At 40.0% G+C, this 19316-nt stretch carries 18 protein-coding genes; 3 read left to right on the forward strand and 15 right to left on the reverse strand.

Annotated features, from left to right (window positions below):
- Position 1 precedes the first annotated feature (1 nt).
- Positions 2–358, forward strand: a complete 357-nt coding sequence (locus tag BLT_RS0118160; RefSeq protein ID WP_017729167.1) for a DUF779 domain-containing protein — start codon at positions 2–4, stop codon at positions 356–358.
- A 374-nt stretch (positions 359–732) separates the two neighbouring features.
- Here BLT_RS0118160 and BLT_RS0118165 read toward each other — a convergent pair whose 3' ends face one another.
- The gene (locus BLT_RS0118165; protein ID WP_017729168.1) at positions 733–1236 is read right to left on the reverse strand and encodes an SRPBCC family protein; all 504 of its coding nucleotides are present in this window, start codon (positions 1234–1236) and stop codon (positions 733–735) included.
- A gap of 295 nt (positions 1237–1531) precedes the next feature.
- Here BLT_RS0118165 and BLT_RS22350 point away from each other — a divergent pair, with 295 nt between their 5' ends.
- Positions 1532–2041: a FixH family protein gene (locus BLT_RS22350; protein WP_017729169.1), complete on the forward strand. Its 510-nt coding sequence runs from the start codon at positions 1532–1534 to the stop codon at positions 2039–2041.
- 38 nt (positions 2042–2079) lie between these two features.
- On the opposite strand, the gene BLT_RS0118175 is transcribed toward BLT_RS22350, so the two are convergent.
- From BLT_RS0118175 to BLT_RS0118200, 6 genes are all read right to left on the reverse strand, one after another.
- A complete protein-coding gene (locus BLT_RS0118175) occupies positions 2080–3063 on the reverse strand; it encodes a siderophore ABC transporter substrate-binding protein (protein WP_017729170.1) in 984 nt (327 codons plus the stop codon).
- 123 nt (positions 3064–3186) lie between these two features.
- Positions 3187–3945 (reverse strand): iron ABC transporter ATP-binding protein, encoded by a 759-nt coding sequence (locus BLT_RS0118180; protein WP_017729171.1) that lies wholly within the window; start codon positions 3943–3945, stop codon positions 3187–3189.
- Positions 3939–4886 carry an iron chelate uptake ABC transporter family permease subunit gene (locus BLT_RS0118185; RefSeq protein ID WP_017729172.1) on the reverse strand — a complete coding sequence of 316 codons (948 nt, stop codon included), beginning with the start codon at positions 4884–4886 and terminating at the stop codon, positions 3939–3941. The genes BLT_RS0118180 and BLT_RS0118185 overlap by 7 nt, the downstream gene beginning before the upstream one ends.
- Entirely contained in the window at positions 4876–5829 is a 954-nt protein-coding gene (locus BLT_RS0118190; RefSeq protein WP_026105197.1) for an ABC transporter permease, read from the reverse strand. Before BLT_RS0118190 ends, BLT_RS0118185 begins: the two co-directional genes overlap by 11 nt.
- A 316-nt stretch (positions 5830–6145) precedes the next feature.
- The gene (locus BLT_RS0118195) at positions 6146–6442 is read right to left on the reverse strand and encodes a hypothetical protein (protein WP_017729174.1); all 297 of its coding nucleotides are present in this window, start codon (positions 6440–6442) and stop codon (positions 6146–6148) included.
- A 123-nt stretch (positions 6443–6565) separates the two neighbouring features.
- Entirely contained in the window at positions 6566–7486 is a 921-nt protein-coding gene (locus tag BLT_RS0118200; RefSeq protein WP_017729175.1) for a diacylglycerol kinase, read from the reverse strand.
- A gap of 398 nt (positions 7487–7884) precedes the next feature.
- Between BLT_RS0118200 and BLT_RS0118205 the strand changes: the two genes are divergently transcribed.
- On the forward strand, positions 7885–8355 hold the full coding sequence (locus tag BLT_RS0118205) for a hypothetical protein (protein WP_017729176.1): 471 nt from the start codon (positions 7885–7887) through the stop codon (positions 8353–8355).
- Positions 8356–8382: 27 nt separating this feature from the next.
- Here BLT_RS0118205 and BLT_RS0118210 read toward each other — a convergent pair whose 3' ends face one another.
- The 8 genes from BLT_RS0118210 to BLT_RS0118250 all read right to left on the reverse strand — a co-directional run.
- On the reverse strand, positions 8383–8793 hold the full coding sequence (locus BLT_RS0118210) for an RrF2 family transcriptional regulator (RefSeq protein WP_017729177.1): 411 nt from the start codon (positions 8791–8793) through the stop codon (positions 8383–8385).
- A gap of 248 nt (positions 8794–9041) precedes the next feature.
- Positions 9042–10934 carry an LTA synthase family protein gene (locus tag BLT_RS0118215; RefSeq protein WP_017729178.1) on the reverse strand — a complete coding sequence of 631 codons (1893 nt, stop codon included), beginning with the start codon at positions 10932–10934 and terminating at the stop codon, positions 9042–9044.
- A gap of 680 nt (positions 10935–11614) precedes the next feature.
- Positions 11615–13045 (reverse strand): Asp-tRNA(Asn)/Glu-tRNA(Gln) amidotransferase subunit GatB, encoded by a 1431-nt coding sequence (gatB, locus tag BLT_RS0118220; protein ID WP_017729179.1) that lies wholly within the window; start codon positions 13043–13045, stop codon positions 11615–11617.
- Between the two features lie 12 nt (positions 13046–13057).
- A complete protein-coding gene (gene gatA / locus BLT_RS0118225; protein WP_017729180.1) occupies positions 13058–14515 on the reverse strand; it encodes an Asp-tRNA(Asn)/Glu-tRNA(Gln) amidotransferase subunit GatA in 1458 nt (485 codons plus the stop codon).
- A 17-nt stretch (positions 14516–14532) separates the two neighbouring features.
- The gene (gene gatC / locus BLT_RS0118230) at positions 14533–14823 is read right to left on the reverse strand and encodes an Asp-tRNA(Asn)/Glu-tRNA(Gln) amidotransferase subunit GatC (protein ID WP_017729181.1); all 291 of its coding nucleotides are present in this window, start codon (positions 14821–14823) and stop codon (positions 14533–14535) included.
- Positions 14824–15060: 237 nt separating this feature from the next.
- Positions 15061–16245: a CamS family sex pheromone protein gene (locus BLT_RS0118235; RefSeq protein WP_017729182.1), complete on the reverse strand. Its 1185-nt coding sequence runs from the start codon at positions 16243–16245 to the stop codon at positions 15061–15063.
- A gap of 38 nt (positions 16246–16283) precedes the next feature.
- On the reverse strand, positions 16284–18293 hold the full coding sequence (ligA, locus tag BLT_RS22355) for an NAD-dependent DNA ligase LigA (protein ID WP_017729183.1): 2010 nt from the start codon (positions 18291–18293) through the stop codon (positions 16284–16286).
- A gap of 19 nt (positions 18294–18312) precedes the next feature.
- On the reverse strand, positions 18313–19316 hold a 1004-nt coding region (locus tag BLT_RS0118250; RefSeq protein WP_017729184.1), incomplete at its 5' end, for a 3'-5' exonuclease.

Genomic DNA, 19316 nt, shown 5'->3' on the forward strand with positions numbered 1-19316 from the left:
AGTGGTTGATCGGGTTACCGCAACAGATGCGACGCTCGAGCTTATTGAGAAAATCAAATCAATTCATGGGCCGTTGATGTTTCATCAGTCTGGTGGATGTTGTGATGGGAGCTCACCAATGTGTTATCCATTAGGTGAATTCCGAGTCGGGAACAGTGATGTGTTACTTGGTGAAATTGGCGATTCTCCTTTTTATATCGCCAAAGACCAGTACAACTACTGGAAGCATACGCAGCTCATTATTGACGTCGTAGATGGACGAGGCGGTATGTTTTCCCTGGAAGGCCCTGAAGGAAAGCGATTTTTAACTCGCTCCCGTGTCTTTACGGAGGAAGAGCGAAAAGAATTAGGCATTTAATGAGATAAAAAAAGCCTGAGTTTGGTCGATTGATTCCAAGCTTAGGCTTTTTTCTACTTCAACTACACATTCACTTTTTCCATTTGAAAGCGTACATATAGAATGACTTCTTTATTAAAAGGTTAGCATTTATTTATTTTGTCTTACTTGGAGGAGCAAAAAAAAGCCCTGTCATTTCACAGGGCACAAAAAAGGGGTAAGGAAAAAAGTGAGTTGTAAGTGAGCGGCATAGCATTAGGGGAATTTTCTTACCTTTGACTACCTGTTTCACTTCTTAGACAAATCGAATGCCAAACGGTTTGCTTTCTACTTTTTACTGCCTTTTTTAACGATACTCTCTATAAACGACTGAGCATATTTAACAAATCGAATGCTTAAATAAATTTATTAATTTTTGGACCAGCTTGAACTGTAGGCTGCCAGACTAGATTGTCTACCTCTTCTTCAGCAAATGCTTTTAGTGTTCGCATCTGTTTTCGTACCAGACCTTTCATGGCACCGTTTAATAACGGACTGAGCAGAAGCATATACCATTTTTGAAAGGATTGAATGCACTCACAATGGAGTGTTGTACCACCGTAACCGTTTTCAATCAAACGATAAAAAACTTCCAATGTGACGATTTGATTGTTATATCGAATTCCTAAAAAAGAAGGGTCGTTGTATGCAATCACTTCTCCACTATATTCTCGAACGTTCTTTCCTACTTTCACATGATAAATGAAGGTTGTCCCAACTCGACTGGTTCCTAAGGGTCTGTATAAATATTCATTTTCGACAAAGCCATCCATCCATTTTATCTGTACCTCATCATCATTCACATAACGAAAAATGTTTTCAATTGGTGCGCCAATGTCAATCTGGTATATTACACCCACCCTCACACGCTCCTTATTTTTATTCAAGTTGTTTTCTGTTGAAGTTGTACCCTCTTTTTTTCATAAATAACCATCATTTCATAAAATATTATAGAAACGATACTTTCGGCCTTGTTCTTATATGCATAAAGTAACAGCCTCATGTACTAACGAACTCAATCATTGGTACACGATTATAGATGAAGAGGTCAAGTTTTTATCATAAAGGACTTTAATATTCACGTGTACATGATCATTTGGAAACATAAAATGAAAGCGAGTAGAAAAAAGTCCTATACAATAGGAGGAACGAAATATGAAATATTTAGTCATGATTGTAATGGCTCTTGTCCTTGTCGCTTGCGGACAGCAAGAGGACCATACAGATAGGGCACATACTGCTCCGGAACAGCTTTATCCAATTGAAGTCAATTTAAACTATGAAGAGCCACTTGAATTAAATGAGTGGATTACGTTTGAAGTTGTCATCATGCAAAATAATGAGCCTGTAGAGGATGCACAGGAAGTAAAGGTTGAGCTTTGGAAAGAAGGGGAAAAAGAAAACAGCGAAATCCTTGAAACGACAAATGCAGGAGACGGCATTTATCGGGTTACCTACCTTTTTGAAGAAGAAGGCCGTTACGTTATTCAGCCGCATGTTACCGCACGTGATATGCACAGCATGCCTCAGTATGAACTAACCGTCGGTGATGTTCAGCAAACAGAAGACAAGGACATTATTATATTATCATCCATTTTCAAAACAACGTTCTCCGCGAACACATTGAACAAACAGTGGAATAAAAGAAAAATGCCCAAGCTCTAGATGAATTCGTTGAACTTGGGCACTTTCTATGACACTACTTATTCTAGTCCTGCTGAAACTTCCTCTAGCATTCCTGCCATCGATGTTAGTCCACCGGTCGTAATGTACCAATAAACCGCATTTAAGTAAACGATGTTTCCTTCTTCATATGCCGTAGTCGTTTTAATCAAGTCATTCTCTAACGCTTCTTGGGCAGAGGTTTCTCCACCGACAATCGCCCCTCGATCAATCACAAAAAGGTATTCTGGATCTTTGTCAACGATATACTCATATGAAATCGTTTGGCCGTGATTGCTCGCTTCAATGTTTTCATCAATTGGTGCTACACCGAAGTCATCATGGAGAAAGCCAAAACGTGAACCAGGACCATATGCACTCATTTCGCCGTCATTTGCTAAAACGACTAATCCATTTGCCTCTGCGGCAGAAGCTTTTTCATTTAATGCCTTGATTGATTCTTTGATTGCAGCAAGCTCTTGCTCAGCAGCCTCTTCTTTTCCAAAGATCTCAGCTAATGTTGTCACGTTTCCCTCGAAGGATTCAAGAAAGTTTGTCGTATCTAAACCAATAAAGATCGTTGGTGCAATTTCACTTAAATCATCATACGCTTCTGATGCTCTTCCACTAATAATAATTAAATCTGGCTGTAAATCATAAAGTTTTTCAAAGTCAGGCTCAAACAAGGTTCCTGCATTTTCATAGGCATCACCTTTGTACTTTTCAAGGTAATCTGGGACGTTATCTTTCGGTACAGCTACAACTTCTTCTACACCTAATGTATCAAGTGTATCAAGCACACCTAAATCAAAAACCGCCACTTTACTAGGATTTTTCGGAACGATGGTTTCACCTAATTCGTGCTGAATCGTAAGCTCTGTCTCTTCAGTATCAGCAGCTTTCTCATCCGTTTCCTCTGTGATGACCGGTTCATCTGGTGTTCCAGATGCCTCATTTGGTCCGCATGCGGCGGCAAAAACAGCTAAAAATAATAGGACGAAAAACAATGTTAATGAACGTTTCAAACTAACCACCCCTGTATAGTATGAATTTATAATTATAAAATTGAACGTTTCACATGAGGGCATTGAGCCCTAAGGTACCATGACCTCACGAAAACACTCAATATAATTATCAACCGCTATCCTTTAAACAAAATAAACACACACTCTTTGGTCATTGATGTTATTAATTGTAATATCCATATCATAGATTTCCTGCAAAGCCCCATTAGTAATAATTTCGTGGGTTGGACCTTCTTTGACGATTTTTCCATCCTTCAAAGCTACAATATAATCAGAATAAAAGGAGGCAAAATTGATATCATGAAGGACAATGACAATCGTTTTCCCAAGTTCTTTGACCATACGCTTTAACACTTTCATGATTTGAACAGAATGCTTCATATCTAAGTTATTAAGCGGTTCATCGAGTAAAATGTATTCTGTATTTTGAGCAATCACCATAGCAATAAATGCCCGTTGCTTTTGCCCCCCACTTAGTTGATCAAGGTATTTATCCTGAATATCTTCAAGCTCCATGTAGGCAATTGCTTCCTCAACAAACTTCCAATCCTCCTTTGTTAAATTGCCTTGCGAGTACGGAAATCGACCAAAGGACACCAAATCTTTAATCGTCAGACGAATGTTAAGGTGATTCGATTGTTTTAAAATTGAGATTTTCTTTGCCAATTCGTTGCTTTTTGATTTGATAATGTTTTCGTTATCAATGAGGATTTCACCTGAATCTTTATCAATGAGACGACTGACCATTGACAAAAGCGTGCTTTTTCCAGCACCATTTGGGCCGATAAAAGACGTGATTTTCCCCTTTTGAATTTTCACCGATACGTTATCGACGACATGCTTTGTTCCATATTGCTTTGAGACATTCATCACTTCTACCATTTTTTACTCTCCTTTAAAATAAGATAGAGAAAGTAAACCCCACCAATGAAATTGATAATGACACTTAATGGTGTTGAGAACGTAAAAATTCGTTCGACAATCAGTTGACCTCCAACTAAAGCGATAATACTAATCAGTATAGAAGCTGTAATGATGTATGCATGCTTGTAGGTTTTCATAAATTCATAAGCGACATTGGCGACAAGCAACCCTAAAAAGGTAATCGGCCCAACTAGAGCAGTCGCAATCGACACAAGCAGCGCAATGATGATGAGGAGCCTTTTAATGACATGGTCATAATCAATGCCTAAATTAATCGCATGGTCTCGTCCAAGAGCTAGTACATCTAAGTACTTTATAAACCTAAAGAAGTAAAGAGTAATGATAAGAAATAAGATGATCGTCACCGCTAAAAGATCCGTGTTCACATGATTAAAGCTTGCAAACATCCGATTTTGAATTGTTAAAAACTCATTCGGGTCAATAAGCACCTGCATGAACGTCGAAATGCTCTGAAACAATGTTCCAAATACAATCCCTACTAATAAAAGAAAAAAGAGATTTTGTCCCCCCTTCTTAAAGAGGACTTTGTACAAAATAGCGGCAAACAAAACCATGATTATAGCCGTAATCGTAAAGTTGAGGTTTTTATGTAACACCAGGACGCTTGTCGAACCAAATACAAAGATGAGGAAGGTTTGAATCAGCATATACAGTGAATCAAGACCAATGATACTCGGTGTTAAGATTCGGTTATTCGTAATCGTTTGAAACACAACAGTGGAAAACCCAATTGCTGCCCCCGTTATAACAATCGCTAAGATCTTTGTCCCTCGTCTCGGTAAGGCATACTCTAGGTTAGTTAAGTTAATAAATAGAAACAAGAAAACAAGCAGCAAGCTTAAACTAAACAGCAGCAGTATTTTTGCCTTAGAACCCATACTTCTTACTCCTCAACAATAAATAAAGAAAAATCCCACTTCCAATTACCCCTACAGTCAAACCAATTGGAATTTCATAAGGGTAAATAATGATTCGACCTAAAATATCACAAAATAAGACGAATACGGCGCCCAGTAATGCTGTATGAGGAAGATTCTTTTTTAAGTTATCCCCTTGATAGATGGCAACAATATTTGGGATGATCAATCCCAAAAAAGGTATCATCCCGACGGTCAACACAACAGCAGACGTAATTGCAGCAACAATGACGAGACCGGCATTTACCACCTGCTTGTAGTTCAATCCTAGATTAATAGAAAACTCTTCACCCATTCCAGCTATCGTAAAACGATTGGCAAAAAAATAAGCGAGTAATAACAGCGGAATACTTAGATATAAAAGCTCATAACGCCCTTTAATAATAAGCGCGAAATTCCCTTGCAGCCATGCCGACATGTTTTGAATGAGGTCAAAGCGATAAGCAAAAAATGTCGTAATCGAGCCAATAATATTCCCAAACATTAAGCCCACAAGGGGGATGAAGATCGTATTTTTGAACTTTATTCTCTCAAGTATTTTCATGAAGATAAACGTACCCGCAAGAGCAAAGGCAAAGGCAATTAACATCTTTTGCATAGTGGTTGCTGATGCAAAAAGGATTAAAGAAACTAAGATTCCTAGTCTTGCAGAATCAAGTGTTCCAGCTGTTGTTGGGGAAACAAACTTATTTCTCGTCAGCTGCTGCATAATCAGTCCACAGATACTCATGCTCATTCCTGCAATGATGATGCTGACCAATCGCGGAATTCTGCTTGTGACTAAAATGTGCATTTGCTCTTCACTTAGATTGAACATATCCATTGGCGACAAGGAACTAACACCAACAAACAAAGAAAAAATGGATAAAAAAATTAATGCTATGACCAAGTATCTTTTTTTCATGACTGATCCTACCTTTTCTTGCAACACCTTACATATACGGCTGCCCTTTCCTCTTATTGGAGAGTGAAAACAAACCTGTTCGTTTCAAACGTGAGCCTTATTGACATTCATTATCAACTACAGTAAAAATGATACTCATTCTCATTTAAATTGTCAAATATTTTCTTGTAAAATGTTAGGAAAAACTCTTAATATGATATTGCTTTTATTTTGTGAAAAGTTTAATCTAATGCACCTTTGAGCGATTTGTTCGTGCTTCGAAAATTTTTTTTTGAGCAAAAATGGAAGAAATTAAAAAGACTTGAAAATGGTTTTGTTACGAAAGAAGAGCAGAAGCGAGAGTGAGTTGGTTTGACGTTGGAGCCAAACGCTTTGGTATTTCACACATAAAAAACAACTTCTCTGCTGTATTTTGTTGAAAGTATCGCTCATAGGTCGAGCCAGTATCGAACGTCTCATCGTTTTTTATCGTTTGAATTCCCCATTTGAAATTTGCTTTTTTAACAGACATGTAATCTTCTATTTGCGAAAAAACGCTCTTGATTTTAACCGTTCCGGACTCAGGAGTGCTTATTTCGTCACACTCCCCTGTAATGATCCATATTTTCTGCAAATAGCGACTCCACAGTCCACTTCTACCCTACAAACGTATATTTTTCACAGATAAAAGAACCTATGTCCGCTACATCGATAAACTTCGTTGTTAAAAAATTTTACCGTATAAAAAAGCATCGGATTAATCCGACGCTTCTTCGTTCTTTCGTTTTTTCTTATCTTTTGGGCAGAGCATTTCAAAATGGTGGTAAAGGTTTTCAAATTCTGCTGGCAGCAATCCACCATATTCTCCATCTAGATTTAGCTGCATTTCACCATCAGTGTAAATTTTAATTCGGTTCGCTTGCTCATACATGACTTTAGGGTGGTTGATATGTTCTCCTCTTAAAGCAAGCCCCCCCAAACGAATAAATTCTGGAAAAGACGTCTTTTTCACCACAATAAAATCAAACATCCCATCTTGAAGGGATGCCTTCGGTGCTAAGCGTTCAAATCCACCAACGGAATTTGAATTCGAAACGAGAAACATCATAATTTCTCCTTCAAACAATTTCCCATCATATTCGATTCGAACATTTGTTGGAGCAATGTGCGGAAGCTTCTCTAAACCTTTTAGATAATAAGCTAGTTGTCCAACAAGTGTCTTTAACTTAATTGGTACTTCATATGTAAGCTCTGTTAATGTTCCACCAGCAGCAATATTGATGAAATACTGGTCCCCCACTTTACCAATATCAATCGGTTCTTTGTGGTCACTACATAAAATATCACAGGCCTTTTCAATTTCCCTAGGAATGCCCATCGCTCGGGCAAAATCATTGGTTGTTCCTGCTGGAATTAGACCAAGAGTTGGTCGGTTTTCTAATTCTGCAAGACCATTCACCACTTCAAAAATCGTCCCGTCACCACCAGCTGCAATCACTAAATCGTAATCTCTCTCTCCTGCAAGACGGGCAGCTCGCTTGGCACAGCCTTCTCCAGTCGTTGCGTGTGTCGATGTTTCATAGCCTGCCTTTTCAAGACGCTCAAGAATATATGCTAAATTTTTTCGAATTTGTTCTCTCCCCGACGTGGGGTTATAGATGAGTCGAGCTGTTTTCATGACATCCCCTACTTCATAGGCTAAAGCCTTTTTTTTACATTTTTATTCGTACATCTATTTTATCCTACTTCAGCATTCAAGCCAATCTTTATGTATTTCGTTCAAACAAGTTGCGATAATTTCACATAACTATGAGGCTGGGACATAACGAACGTGTATGATTGAAAATGCGAACAATCCACAACCTTAGCGAAGGATATTTCCGAAGCGATTGCTATGCATCAACGATCATGACGTTCGGATTATCAATAAAAACTCTTTTGTCCCAACCCCATTGTTACATTTTTTCATTTTAACTAAACGCTGTTTTCGTAGAGTTTGTTGCTAAAAATGGAATTTTTGTTTAAATTAAAATGAAAGCAAGAAGGCGTTTAGTTTGATTTGGGGATGATCTTGGTTTGTTTAATGTATTTTTAATTACACATATTGTTACTGGTTTTATTTGCTTGATTAGTGGTGTAATTGCTATGTCTTCGAGAAAAAAGAGAGGTAAACATACTTTATCAGGTGAAATATATCATTGGTCATATGTATTAGTATTTATAACTGCTGTTGTTATGTCCATTATCCATTGGGAAGAAAGTGCATATCTTTTTTATATTGGAGTTTTTTCTTATGCACTTGCTTTACTAGGTTATTTATCGTCGAAAAGTAGGTGGAAGAATTGGTTAGGCTCACACATAGGCGGAATGCTTGGTTCTTATATAGGAATAGTCACAGCAACGATTGTTGTAAATGTACCTAAAATCCCTTTTTTGAATGAACTACCCCCACTATTGTTTTGGTTGTTACCAACAATCATAGGAACTCCATTGATTTTTAGAGTAGGAAAGAAGTATAAGCCTAAAAAGAAGCTATATAGTTATTAAGCGCTTCTACCTTTCACAAATTCCTTTTTAAATGGAGCGTTTTAGTAAATCTGCCAGCGTTGTTCGATCAAGAACATCTGCCACCGTATCACGAACCAATCCCCATAAAGGCTTTAGCATACATGCTGGCTCAAGCTGGCAGGGCTCATAGGACGTCACGCTTACACACCCCATTGGTGCTAAGGGACCTTCTAGCTGGCGAATGACCTCACCAATGCTAATTTCAGCAGGTGCTTTCATCAGTTGAAATCCGCCACCTGTCCCTCTACGACTCGAAATATACTCAAGGGTTCGCAATTGTCCAAGCAGCTTCTCTAAATAGGGGATCGGAACAAGGATAGCATCACTAATTTCTTGAACCGTTAAGCGTCGATCCGGGTATTGGGCAAGATAAAGCAATGCTCGTAGGGAATATTCACCCTTACTGGACACTTTCATGGAACCACCTCAAAATAATTCATAAGATAGGTTAGGTCGGATTTAAAAAGAAAGGAAAGGCCTTTACCAGTCATTCTCTATAGAAAAGGCCTAGACTTAACTGAGCGGCTTTCCGATTTGAACACTATATTATTATTATTCTCATTCATCATAGGTGTCAAGTAAGTATACTGATTGCTTAAAGCAAAAGACTGCTGAGGACCTCCTCAACAGCCTTACCTCTCAATTTACACACGGTTCTGAACCGTTCAAGACGTTACTCCTTCTACCGTCTCAGCGTCCTGTTTATTTTCGCCATAAAAGCGGAACAAGTCACCGTAAAGGACCTTATCTGAGTAATCTAAATCCATTTCTACCTTTTCAAAATAAGGCTCACAATACGACTGTTCAACATCCGTACCGGTTTCTTTGTCATAGCATATCCCTTTTGTAAACACATAATCATCGGTTACAAAGCTACCATCACGCAAAACAACAAACGATTCTCGTTCTGGAGAGAAAAGATCCGAACCAAATTGAATATCATTTTTTGAGTCGATCCCAAGCAAGTGCATGATCGTCGGTTTCAAATCAATTTGCCCAGACACAGTATGAATCGTTTCAGGTTCAGTCAGACCTGGAACATGAATGATCATTGGGACTCTTTGTAACTGAATGGTATCAAACGGCGTAATTTCATCTTTGCCTAAAAACATACTCATGGCACGATTATGGTTTTCAGAAATTCCGTAGTGATCCCCATAAAGGATGAAGATGGAATCCTCATATAGCCCCTCTTCCTTCATTCGTTCAAAAAAGATTTCCACTGCTTTATCCATATAACGAACAGTTGGGAAGTAACGATTTAATGTGCCGCTATCAGATGTATATTCATTAATCATTCGGTCTTCTTCCCCAAGTTCAAATGGAAAGTGATTTGTTAAAGTAATGAATTTTGAATAGTACGGTTCAGGCTGAGATTTTAATAAATCAATTGATTGCTCAAAGAAATCAATATCCTTTAATCCCCAACCAACAGAATTTTCTTCTGTGACATCATAATAATCAATATCAAAAAATTGGTTGTAGCCCAACGATTGATACATCATATCACGGTTCCAAAAGCTTTTATTGTTGGCATGCATGACGGAGGTAAAATACCCTTCTTCATTTAAAATTTCCGGAAGTGCGTTATATTCATTCCCTGCATGAGTAAAGAAAACTGCTCCGCTTCCTCGCCCAAACAAAGAATTGTCTACTAGAAATTCAGAGTCTGATGTCTTTCCTTGTGCTGTTTGGTGATAAAAGTTATCAAAATAATAACTTTCATCGATTAATTTGTTGAGAAACGGTGTAATTTCTTCCCCCTCAATCGTCTCGTTAATCACAAAGCTTTGCAGTGATTCTAAAGAAAGAACAATCACATTTTTACCAGTAGCTATTCCGAATTTTTCTGGATCTGGTTCTTTATAGTTGGCATCCACATAATGCTTTACTTCAATAATATCGGAGCTATCAGCAAAAGCCCGCTGTGCATTCGATTGGGATTGGATATACGCATCATAAAAATGATAGTTGAACATTCCGATGTTTTTTACAAGTAACTCACGGTCAAAGGAGCGCGTTAATAGCTGTGGTCTTTCCACTTGAGCGATCCCTAGGTTAAAGGTAAAAATCATAACCGCTGTAGCAAGTACGATCCCTGCTTCCCGCTTTTTAAGATTCACGGTCGGAATTTTCTTTTTAAATAAGACCACAGCAAGAATCACAATATCGACGAATAAAAACACATCGGTCCCATTCATCAGCTCAAATACGCTGCCCTGAAGATCTTGAACATTGCTTGTTTGATAAAAAACAGGCCATGTCAGAAAATCGGAAAAGAACCGGTAATAAACCAAATTGAAATACAACACAAAAGTAGCTAGTAAACTAGCCAAAATCAACATGATATTTCGAAGTCGATCCCTAAAGAATAAACTTAATCCAAGTAGAAAGACAGCCGAACTAAGTGGATTAAAGAATAACAAAAACTCTTGCAGGAGTGATTCCGTATGAATCCTAAAGCCTACTTTGTATAGCACATATGTTTTAATCCATAAAAAAAAGACCGCTAACCAAAAGAACTTTAATTTAGAAAAGACGGCTTTTATATTAGCCATATCATGTCTAACCCCTCTCCAAACTGCGCATATCTTCTTGTTAAAAACATCACAGTACGAAACAAAGGCAATACGGTACTTTTTACCTTCATCTTTTATACGATTTCTTTTTAAGTTGGTGAGCGACTATTAAATAACTTAACAGCCACGTGATAAACCAAAGTATAACTCTACGAAGATAGGATTTCAATCACTAGCTTACGTTATACCCTCAATCATGTAAAAGTAAACATACAAAACCGCCTAATTAAATTAGGCGGCTTTGCAGTTGTCCTAACACAGACTCAAGCATCCAGTCTTACCTTCGTTCACATTTACTCCTGCTTTATTATAATATATATTTTCAAAATTTTGTATGGATTTTTACTACCTTTTCCGCTATTTTTTTGTTTTTTTTCATTGAGTCTCCTGAGATAGGCAAATCGAACCTTTTGGAAAGCACTAATAAAGGATGCGCCATTACAGCTACTACCAAGGATGGTTAGTCTTAAGCGCAAGACGCCCACTTAGCTGCGAAAAGGTTGGAAAAGCTCACTAGAACTTTTTTTGTTTTCGTAGGGAGTGTTGAAGCGACTCAAGCCTCTGAAGCCTGTAGCTAAACAGTTTTGAACTATTCTCCTCCCTTAACGTGTAAAAAAGCTGCTGAGAATTAAGATTCAGCAGCAGGCTTTCTTATCATTTTATCGCTTTTTAATTTCATCCATTAAAAGCTTATTCACCATTGGTGGATTTGCTTTTCCTTTGGTCGCTTTCATAATTTGACCGACGAGGAAACCGATTGCTCGATCTTTTCCATTTTTAAAGTCTTCAATTGACTGTTGATTATTATCCAAGACCTCTGTTACAAACTTAAGCAGTTCGCTTTCATCAGAAATTTGAACAAGCCCTTTTTCTTTAACGATCGCTTCAGGGTCTCCACCTTTTTCAATAAGGTCCTTAAAGACGCTCTTTGCAATCTTGGAGGAAATGGTTCCTTTTTCAATTAATTGAATCATTTTAGCTAGGCTATCTGGTGTAAGAGCGACATCGCCTAACTCTTTTTGCTCTGCATTTAAGTAAGCAGAGACTTCACCCATGAGCCAGTTTGATGCAAGCTTGGCATCGGCACCTTTTTCAACCGTTGCTTCAAAGAAATCAGACATTTCTTTTGTTAATGTTAAGACCATTGCATCATAGGCTGGCAAACCAAGCTCTTCCACATAGCGTTGCTTACGTGCATCAGGAAGCTCTGGAATTTCAGCACGAACACGCTCTTTCCAAGCGTCATCAATATGAAGGGCAACAAGGTCAGGCTCTGGGAAGTAACGATAATCGTCAGACCCTTCCTTGACACGCATCAGGATCGTCTTACTTGCCGCTTCATCAAAGCGGCGGGTTTCTTGTAAAATCTCTCCGCCTGACAAAAGCACCTGTGCTTGACGCTTTTCTTCATATTCAAGACCTTTACGGACAAAGTTAAAGGAGTTTAAGTTTTTAAGCTCTGTCTTTGTTCCAAATTCCTCTTGTCCTACAGGACGAAGAGAAATGTTGGCATCACAACGAAGTGAACCTTCTTCCATCTTACAATCAGACACACCTGTGTATTGAATAATTGATTTTAATTTTTCAAGGTATGCATACGCTTCATTCGGTGTACGAATATCTGGCTCCGAAACAATCTCAATAAGCGGTGTGCCTTGACGGTTATAATCGACAAGTGAATAGCCATTTCCAGAATGGGTAAGTTTCCCTGCATCCTCTTCTAAATGTAGGCGGGTAATGCCAATTTTTTTCTTGTACCCATCCACTTCAATTTCAATCCACCCATGTTCACCAATTGGCTGATCAAACTGAGAGATTTGGTATGCCTTTGGATTGTCTGGATAGAAGTAATTTTTTCGGTCAAACTTCGTATCTGTTGCGACCTGACAATTTAGAGCCATAGCAGCCTTCATTGCAAATTCCACAGCAGACTTATTCAATACTGGGAGTACTCCAGGGTACCCTAAGTCAATGACACTCGTATTTGAATTCGGTTCAGCACCAAAATGGTTTGGGCTCGCCGAGAAAATTTTTGAATTTGTTTTTAACTCAACATGGACTTCAAGTCCAATGACCGTTTCAAAGTTCATCTTTTTCACCCCTTACAGCGCTGGTTTTTTCGTATGGTAATCCGTCGCTTGTTCAAACGCATGAGCAACACGATAGACTGTGCCCTCATCAAAATGCTTGCCGATGATTTGCAAGCCAAGCGGTAAGCCCTGATCAAACCCACAAGGAACAGAAATACCTGGAACACCTGCGAGATTCACTGGGATCGTTAAAATGTCATTCGCATACATTGTTAATGGATCGTCTGTTTTTTCACCAATTTTAAACGCTGGCGTTGGTGTTGTCGGTCCAATAATGACATCATAATTTTCAAAGACCTTTTCAAAGTCTTGCTTAATCAATGTGCGAACTTGCTGTGCTTTTTTATAATAAGCATCATAATATCCAGAGCTGAGGGCGAACGTACCAAGCATAATCCGACGCTTCACTTCGTTCCCAAAGCCTTCAGCACGGGTGTGCTTGTACATTTCCATTAAGTTCTCAGCATTGTCCGTACGGTAGCCGTAACGAACCCCATCAAAACGAGCCAGGTTCGCAGACGCTTCTGATGACGATAGCAGATAGTACGTGGCAAGGGCATATTTTGAATGAGGTAAAGAAACCTCTTCCCATGTTGCACCTAATCCCTCTAACACTTTTAGTGCATCAAGGACTGACTGCTTCACTTCTTCCTTCACGCCTTCACCAAGATATTCCTTTGGTACAGCAATTTTCAACCCTTTTACATCGCCTGTAAGAGCTGAAAGATAGTCAGGAACGTCTACATTGGCCGATGTTGAATCCATTGGATCGATACCAGAAATCGTTTGTAAAAGATACGCATTATCCTCCACATTACGGGTAATAGGTCCAATTTGATCAAGGGATGATGCAAAGGCAACAAGACCAAAACGAGAAACACGTCCGTATGTAGGCTTTAAGCCAACGACCCCACAATACGCAGCTGGTTGACGAATGGAGCCACCTGTATCTGAACCCAGAGAGAAGGGTACTTCCCCTGCTGCTACTGAAGCAGCAGAACCACCACTAGAACCACCAGGAACATAGTCTAGATTCCACGGATTTTTTGTTTTTTGAAACGCTGAATTTTCAGTCGATGATCCCATCGCAAACTCATCCATGTTTAGCTTTCCAATTGTGATGGCTTGAGCGCTTTGCAGTTTTTGTACAACCGTTGCATCATAGATTGGGTCGAAATTTTCTAACATTCTGCTGGAACAAGTCGTGCGCAAATTTTTTGTAACAATGTTGTCCTTGACGCCGATTGGCATTCCAAATAAGAGCCCGCGCTCAGACGACCCATCAATGGCCTCGTCTAACTCTTGCGCATAAGCGCGCGCCTTTTCTTCGTCAAGGGTTACAAACGCCTTTACCTTGTCGTCTACTTCAGCAATTCGCTTGTACGATTCGTCCACAAGCTCTGAAACTTTTACTTCTTTGTTTTGAAGCTTTTTATGTATATCAGCCATTTTATGGTCAAATAACGACATGAAGCTTATCCTCCCTATTAATCCAAAATTGATGGAACTCGAATTTGTCCATCCTCATGGTCTGGTGCATTTTTCAGTACATCTTCTACTGGTAGGCCTTTTGCTGGTACATCTTCACGTAAGACATTTTTCATATCTAGTACATGAGAAGTCGGTTCAACTCCATCCGTATTCAGCTCATTCAGTTGTTCAGCAAAACCAATAATGGCGTCAAGCTGTTCGGTAAATACCTTTGCTTCTTCTTCGCTAATTGAAAGACGTGCTAAATGGGCCACGTGCTTAACTTGCTCAATTGAGATACGAGACATCGCTCGCTCACCTCCATTAATTTTCGGGCATATTTACAATGTTCTTATGATACCAAATTCCCTTTGTATAGGCAACAAAGCCTAGTCCTCTTCCTGTTATAACTTGGCATCTTTATCGCTTTAGGGCGCATATTTTCTCGGGAAATCTGTGATTGTCGAAAAAGCTAGAATAGATTTTCATAATCAGTAATCTCTCTAACAAAATCACTGTAAAAAAAGACCCCAATTACTTGGAGTCTAATCATACACATGAATAAAGGGTTCTTCATTTGGATTTCGGATAATGATGCTTTCCTGTTTCCCCGCTACTGAGCTGACATACACTTGTACCTTTAGCTGTTCTGGGAAGCGCTGCGTGATTTTATCTGCAATAAATTGCGTTAATGCGACAATTTCAGCTTTCCCTTGATAACGGATCGGCACCTCAATTGTTAGCTTCTGCAGCTGATTGTCTTTGTAATAGGCTCTGCCAACAACACCAACATACGTATTAAAGAAGCCTTGAATTTCTTCCTTCAACCGAAGAAATTTCTCAGCATCATTTCGCACATCCTGATTCGCTTCATTTGAAGGAAATAAGTAGTAGCGCTCATTTACTCGCTCCCACCGACTAAGCTCAATGCCTGATTCAGCGATCGCTTTTGCAAAGAAATTTCCGGGAATCATCGATTCACGTGGCTGTTCTCGAAACAAAGCAACAACGACCGGAACGTTCCCAATTCCTCCTTCTTCATTCGTGTCGGCTCGAAGACGCGTGACAATCTCTTGAGCGATCCTCTCTCCTTCTCGTTGCATATCTTCCGCTGAAATCGGTGTTTCATAAAAATAATAACGTCCTTGCTCATCTTCGACACGGAAATTATAGACACTATTCATCGAGAGTCCGATAACGACACCGCCAAGCACTAGATTTCCTTCCTCATTTTCGACGAGATAGTTATGTTCAAGAATGTGGGAAAGATAGCGCGGACGATTTTCCTCACGCTCTCGCATCGTCTCCCCTTCACCAAGTGCTGGGTTCAAACCTGTTGGATTCGTCTCATCATTATAACGCATCAACCAGCTATTTAGCTCATCACGTTCAATATATTGACCTTCACGGAAAAAATACCGATTTGGTTCAAAGTAATCCTGAGCGATTGAGGCAAGCCCTAGCTCTAATTGATCTAAATCAAGGCGATTATAAACAACAGAGTTACCAAACCCGCGTGATTGCCCATGCAAGTATGAACCATCGTACAATACACTTTGGTAGTAATCTTCATGGTTTGATACTTGCGGGACGACTTGAACCGTTTGATCTTCCTGATTCGATTCCTCTACCTCCACCATCTCTTCCTCTCGCTGCTGTAAAAAAGGAAAACAGCCTGAGAGGAAAAGCACACTGGAAGCAAGCAATATGCTCATTTTTTTGAGCATCATTTTCTCACTCCTCATATTTTCTCTTTTGCTCCTCGGGCTTATTGATTTAAAACATCAACGAGCTTCTGCTCTGTCCAAATTTCAATATTTAGCTCCTGGGCTTTCGTAAGCTTCGAGCCAGCATCTTCACCTGCAATCAGCAAGTCCGTGTTCTTACTAACGCTCCCTGTCACTTTTCCACCCAATGCCTCAATTTTCTCTTTCGCTTCGCTTCTCGTCAATGCTTCTAATTTCCCGGTTAAAACAACGGTTTTATTAGCAAATGGACTATCGACTATTTCTTCTGCTGCCACAGGCTTTGGCCCTTTATACGTCATATTGACTCCTAGCGACTCCAACTTGCTAAGAAGCTCTGTCACTTCAGGCTTTTGAAAATAGCTAACGATGGAATCCGCCATTTTTTCCCCAATTTCATTAATAGCAAGCAATTCATCCACACTCGCTTGCTGGAGCTTCTCCATCTCTCCAAACGCCATCGCTAATGTTTTTGCAGCTTTTGAGCCAACAAAGCGAATACCCAAGCCAAAAAGAAGTCGTTCTAACGAGTTTTTCTTCGATTTTTCAATCGCTTCAAGTAGGTTATCAACTGATTTTTCACCCATCCGTTCAAGTTTGTGAAGTTCATCTCGCTCTAACTGATAAAGATCCGCAACATTCGTCACCAAGTTGTGAGAAAACAGCTGCTCAATCACTTTTTCTCCAAGTCCATCAATATTCATGGCGTTCCGAGAAACAAAGTGAATCAAGCCTTCTCTTATTTGAGCAGGACACTCCGGATTAATGCAACGCAAAGCAACCTCACCCTCAAGGCGAACAAGCTCACTTTCACATTCTGGACAGTGTGTGGGCATTAAAAACTCTTTTTCATCACCTGTACGTAAATCAGCAAGCACATTGACGACCTCTGGAATGATATCTCCTGCTTTTTTAATCACAACGGAGTCACCAAGACGAATGTCTTTTTCACGAATTAAATCCTCATTATGAAGTGACGCACGCTTAACCGTTGTTCCTGCAACAGTGACTGGCTTTAAGATCGCGGTTGGTGTCACAACACCAGTACGGCCCACGTTAAGTTCAATGTTAAGCAGCGTTGTCACAACTTCTTCAGCAGGAAACTTATAAGCAATGGCCCAACGTGGACTTTTGGCTGTAAAACCTAGCTCTTTTTGTTGCTCAACTGAATCGACTTTAATCACGATCCCATCAATCTCATATGGCAGGTCCGCCCTGCGCTCAAGCCAGCTATTCGTAAACGCAATAACATCATCGATCGTTTCACAATGCCTGCTTTCATTGTTAACTTTAAATCCAACCTCTTTTAAGTAGCGAAGTCCTTGATGGTGGGAGGAAATGTCTTTGCCAGAAATGTTGCCAATCGCGTAAATAAATACATCAAGATTCCGCTTGGCTGCAAGCTTAGGGTCAAGCTGACGTAAAGAGCCTGCTGCCGCATTCCTCGGATTGGCGAATTTCTCCTCCCCTGCCTCTTCCTTTGCTTTGTTTAATGTCTCAAAGGAACGCTTTGGCATAAAGACCTCGCCACGAACCTCAATATCAATGGGCTCTTTAAGACGAAGGGGAATCGAAGGAATCGTGCGCAAGTTATGCGTAATATCTTCTCCAATCATTCCATCCCCACGCGTCGCTCCACGAAGAAATCGGCCATTTTCATACAATAAGGAAACAGCAAGGCCATCAATCTTCAGCTCACAGCTATAGGAAACCTCATCTCCAACGGTTTGTCGTACACGGCGATCAAAATCGCGCAAATCTTGCTCGGAGAAAGCGTTCCCGAGACTGAGCATTGGCGAGCGGTGCTCTACCTTTTCAAAGAATGGCAATGGCTCTCCACCTACACGAACGGAAGGGGAATCATCTGAGATAAATTCAGGAAATTGCTCCTCAAGAGAAATCAACTCCTGCATTAATTGATCGTACTCCGCATCGGAAGCAATGGGCTCATCGAGAACGTAATAATGGTACCCATATTCCTCAAGTTGACTCCGAAGCTTCTCAATACGTACCCTGGCTTCATTTCGCTCCATTTACTTTTTCGTCCTTTCCTTATTGCTTTGTAATCGGGGCAAACTTTGCAAAAAGACGCTTAATACCGGTTGGAGGAGGAAACGCAATATCAAGCTCAATCGATTCTCCTTCTCCTTTTATGCTCACAACCGTACCAACGCCCCACTTTTTATGCTCCGCCTTATCGCCTACCGCCCAAGCAAACTTGTCACCGCCAGTATTTGAAGATTGTGGAACTTGTGGCAGCTTCTTTCTTACTGCCGGTGCTGTAGCTGAACGAGATGTTTTCATCCAGCTTGGTGCTTCTTTTTCTTCATTTAATGACTCGATGCACTCTTCTGGAATTTCCTGAATAAAGCGAGAAGGCGGGTTCGTATTTGTACGACCGTATAATGTACGGAGTTTCGCATTTGTAAGGTATAGCTGTTCTTCCGCCCGTGTGATCCCTACATATGCAAGACGACGCTCTTCTTCCATCTCTTCCGCTTCAAAGAGGGAACGGCTATGAGGGAATACTCCTTCCTCCATGCCGATTAAAAAGACAATTGGAAACTCTAGTCCTTTGGCAGAGTGAAGCGTCATTAAGACAACAGTGTCCTGCTTCTGACCCTCTTCCTCATTGTCATCAAGCTTGTCAATATCAGCGATTAAGGCAAGGTCTGTTAAAAAAGCAATCAAGGATTTGTCCTCATTGTTCTTTTCAAATTCCTTCGTTACTGATAAAAACTCCTCGATATTTTCAAGACGGCTTTGCGCTTCAATGGTTTTTTCGTTTCGCAGCATGTCACGATAGCCTGTCCGCTCAAGCAGCTCTTCCACTAGCTCCGTCACAGATAAATAGTCTTGCATTTGTACCCAATGGTTCAATTGCTCTGCAAATTCCTTAAGTTTCGTTACCGCTCGAGCCGTTACTCCAATCTGCTCAATTTCTTGAAGTGCTGCAAACATGGAAATGCCTTGCTCAGCTGCAAACGCACCAATCCGATCAACGGTGGTCGCACCAATGCCTCGCTTTGGGACATTGATGATACGCTGCAAGCTAA

Source organism: Halalkalibacterium ligniniphilum (genome assembly GCF_000334155.1).
Taxonomy (GTDB): domain Bacteria; phylum Bacillota; class Bacilli; order Bacillales; family Bacillaceae_D; genus Halalkalibacterium; species Halalkalibacterium ligniniphilum.

Coding starts and splice junctions, on each gene's coding strand:
- BLT_RS0118190 (WP_026105197.1), bottom strand. CDS start 5,829: ATGAAAAAAAGATACTTGGTCATAGCATTAATTTTTTTATCCATTTTT.
- gatB (WP_017729179.1), bottom strand. CDS start 13,045: ATGAACTTTGAAACGGTCATTGGACTTGAAGTCCATGTTGAGTTAAAA.
- ligA (WP_017729183.1), bottom strand. CDS start 18,293: ATGGAGCGAAATGAAGCCAGGGTACGTATTGAGAAGCTTCGGAGTCAA.
- gatA (WP_017729180.1), bottom strand. CDS start 14,515: ATGTCGTTATTTGACCATAAAATGGCTGATATACATAAAAAGCTTCAA.
- BLT_RS0118235 (WP_017729182.1), bottom strand. CDS start 16,245: ATGATGCTCAAAAAAATGAGCATATTGCTTGCTTCCAGTGTGCTTTTC.
- BLT_RS0118210 (WP_017729177.1), bottom strand. CDS start 8,793: ATGAAAGTGTCCAGTAAGGGTGAATATTCCCTACGAGCATTGCTTTAT.
- BLT_RS0118215 (WP_017729178.1), bottom strand. CDS start 10,934: ATGGCTAATATAAAAGCCGTCTTTTCTAAATTAAAGTTCTTTTGGTTA.
- gatC (WP_017729181.1), bottom strand. CDS start 14,823: ATGTCTCGTATCTCAATTGAGCAAGTTAAGCACGTGGCCCATTTAGCA.
- BLT_RS0118200 (WP_017729175.1), bottom strand. CDS start 7,486: ATGAAAACAGCTCGACTCATCTATAACCCCACGTCGGGGAGAGAACAA.
- BLT_RS0118185 (WP_017729172.1), bottom strand. CDS start 4,886: ATGGGTTCTAAGGCAAAAATACTGCTGCTGTTTAGTTTAAGCTTGCTG.
- BLT_RS0118180 (WP_017729171.1), bottom strand. CDS start 3,945: ATGGTAGAAGTGATGAATGTCTCAAAGCAATATGGAACAAAGCATGTC.
- BLT_RS22350 (WP_017729169.1), top strand. CDS start 1,532: ATGAAATATTTAGTCATGATTGTAATGGCTCTTGTCCTTGTCGCTTGC.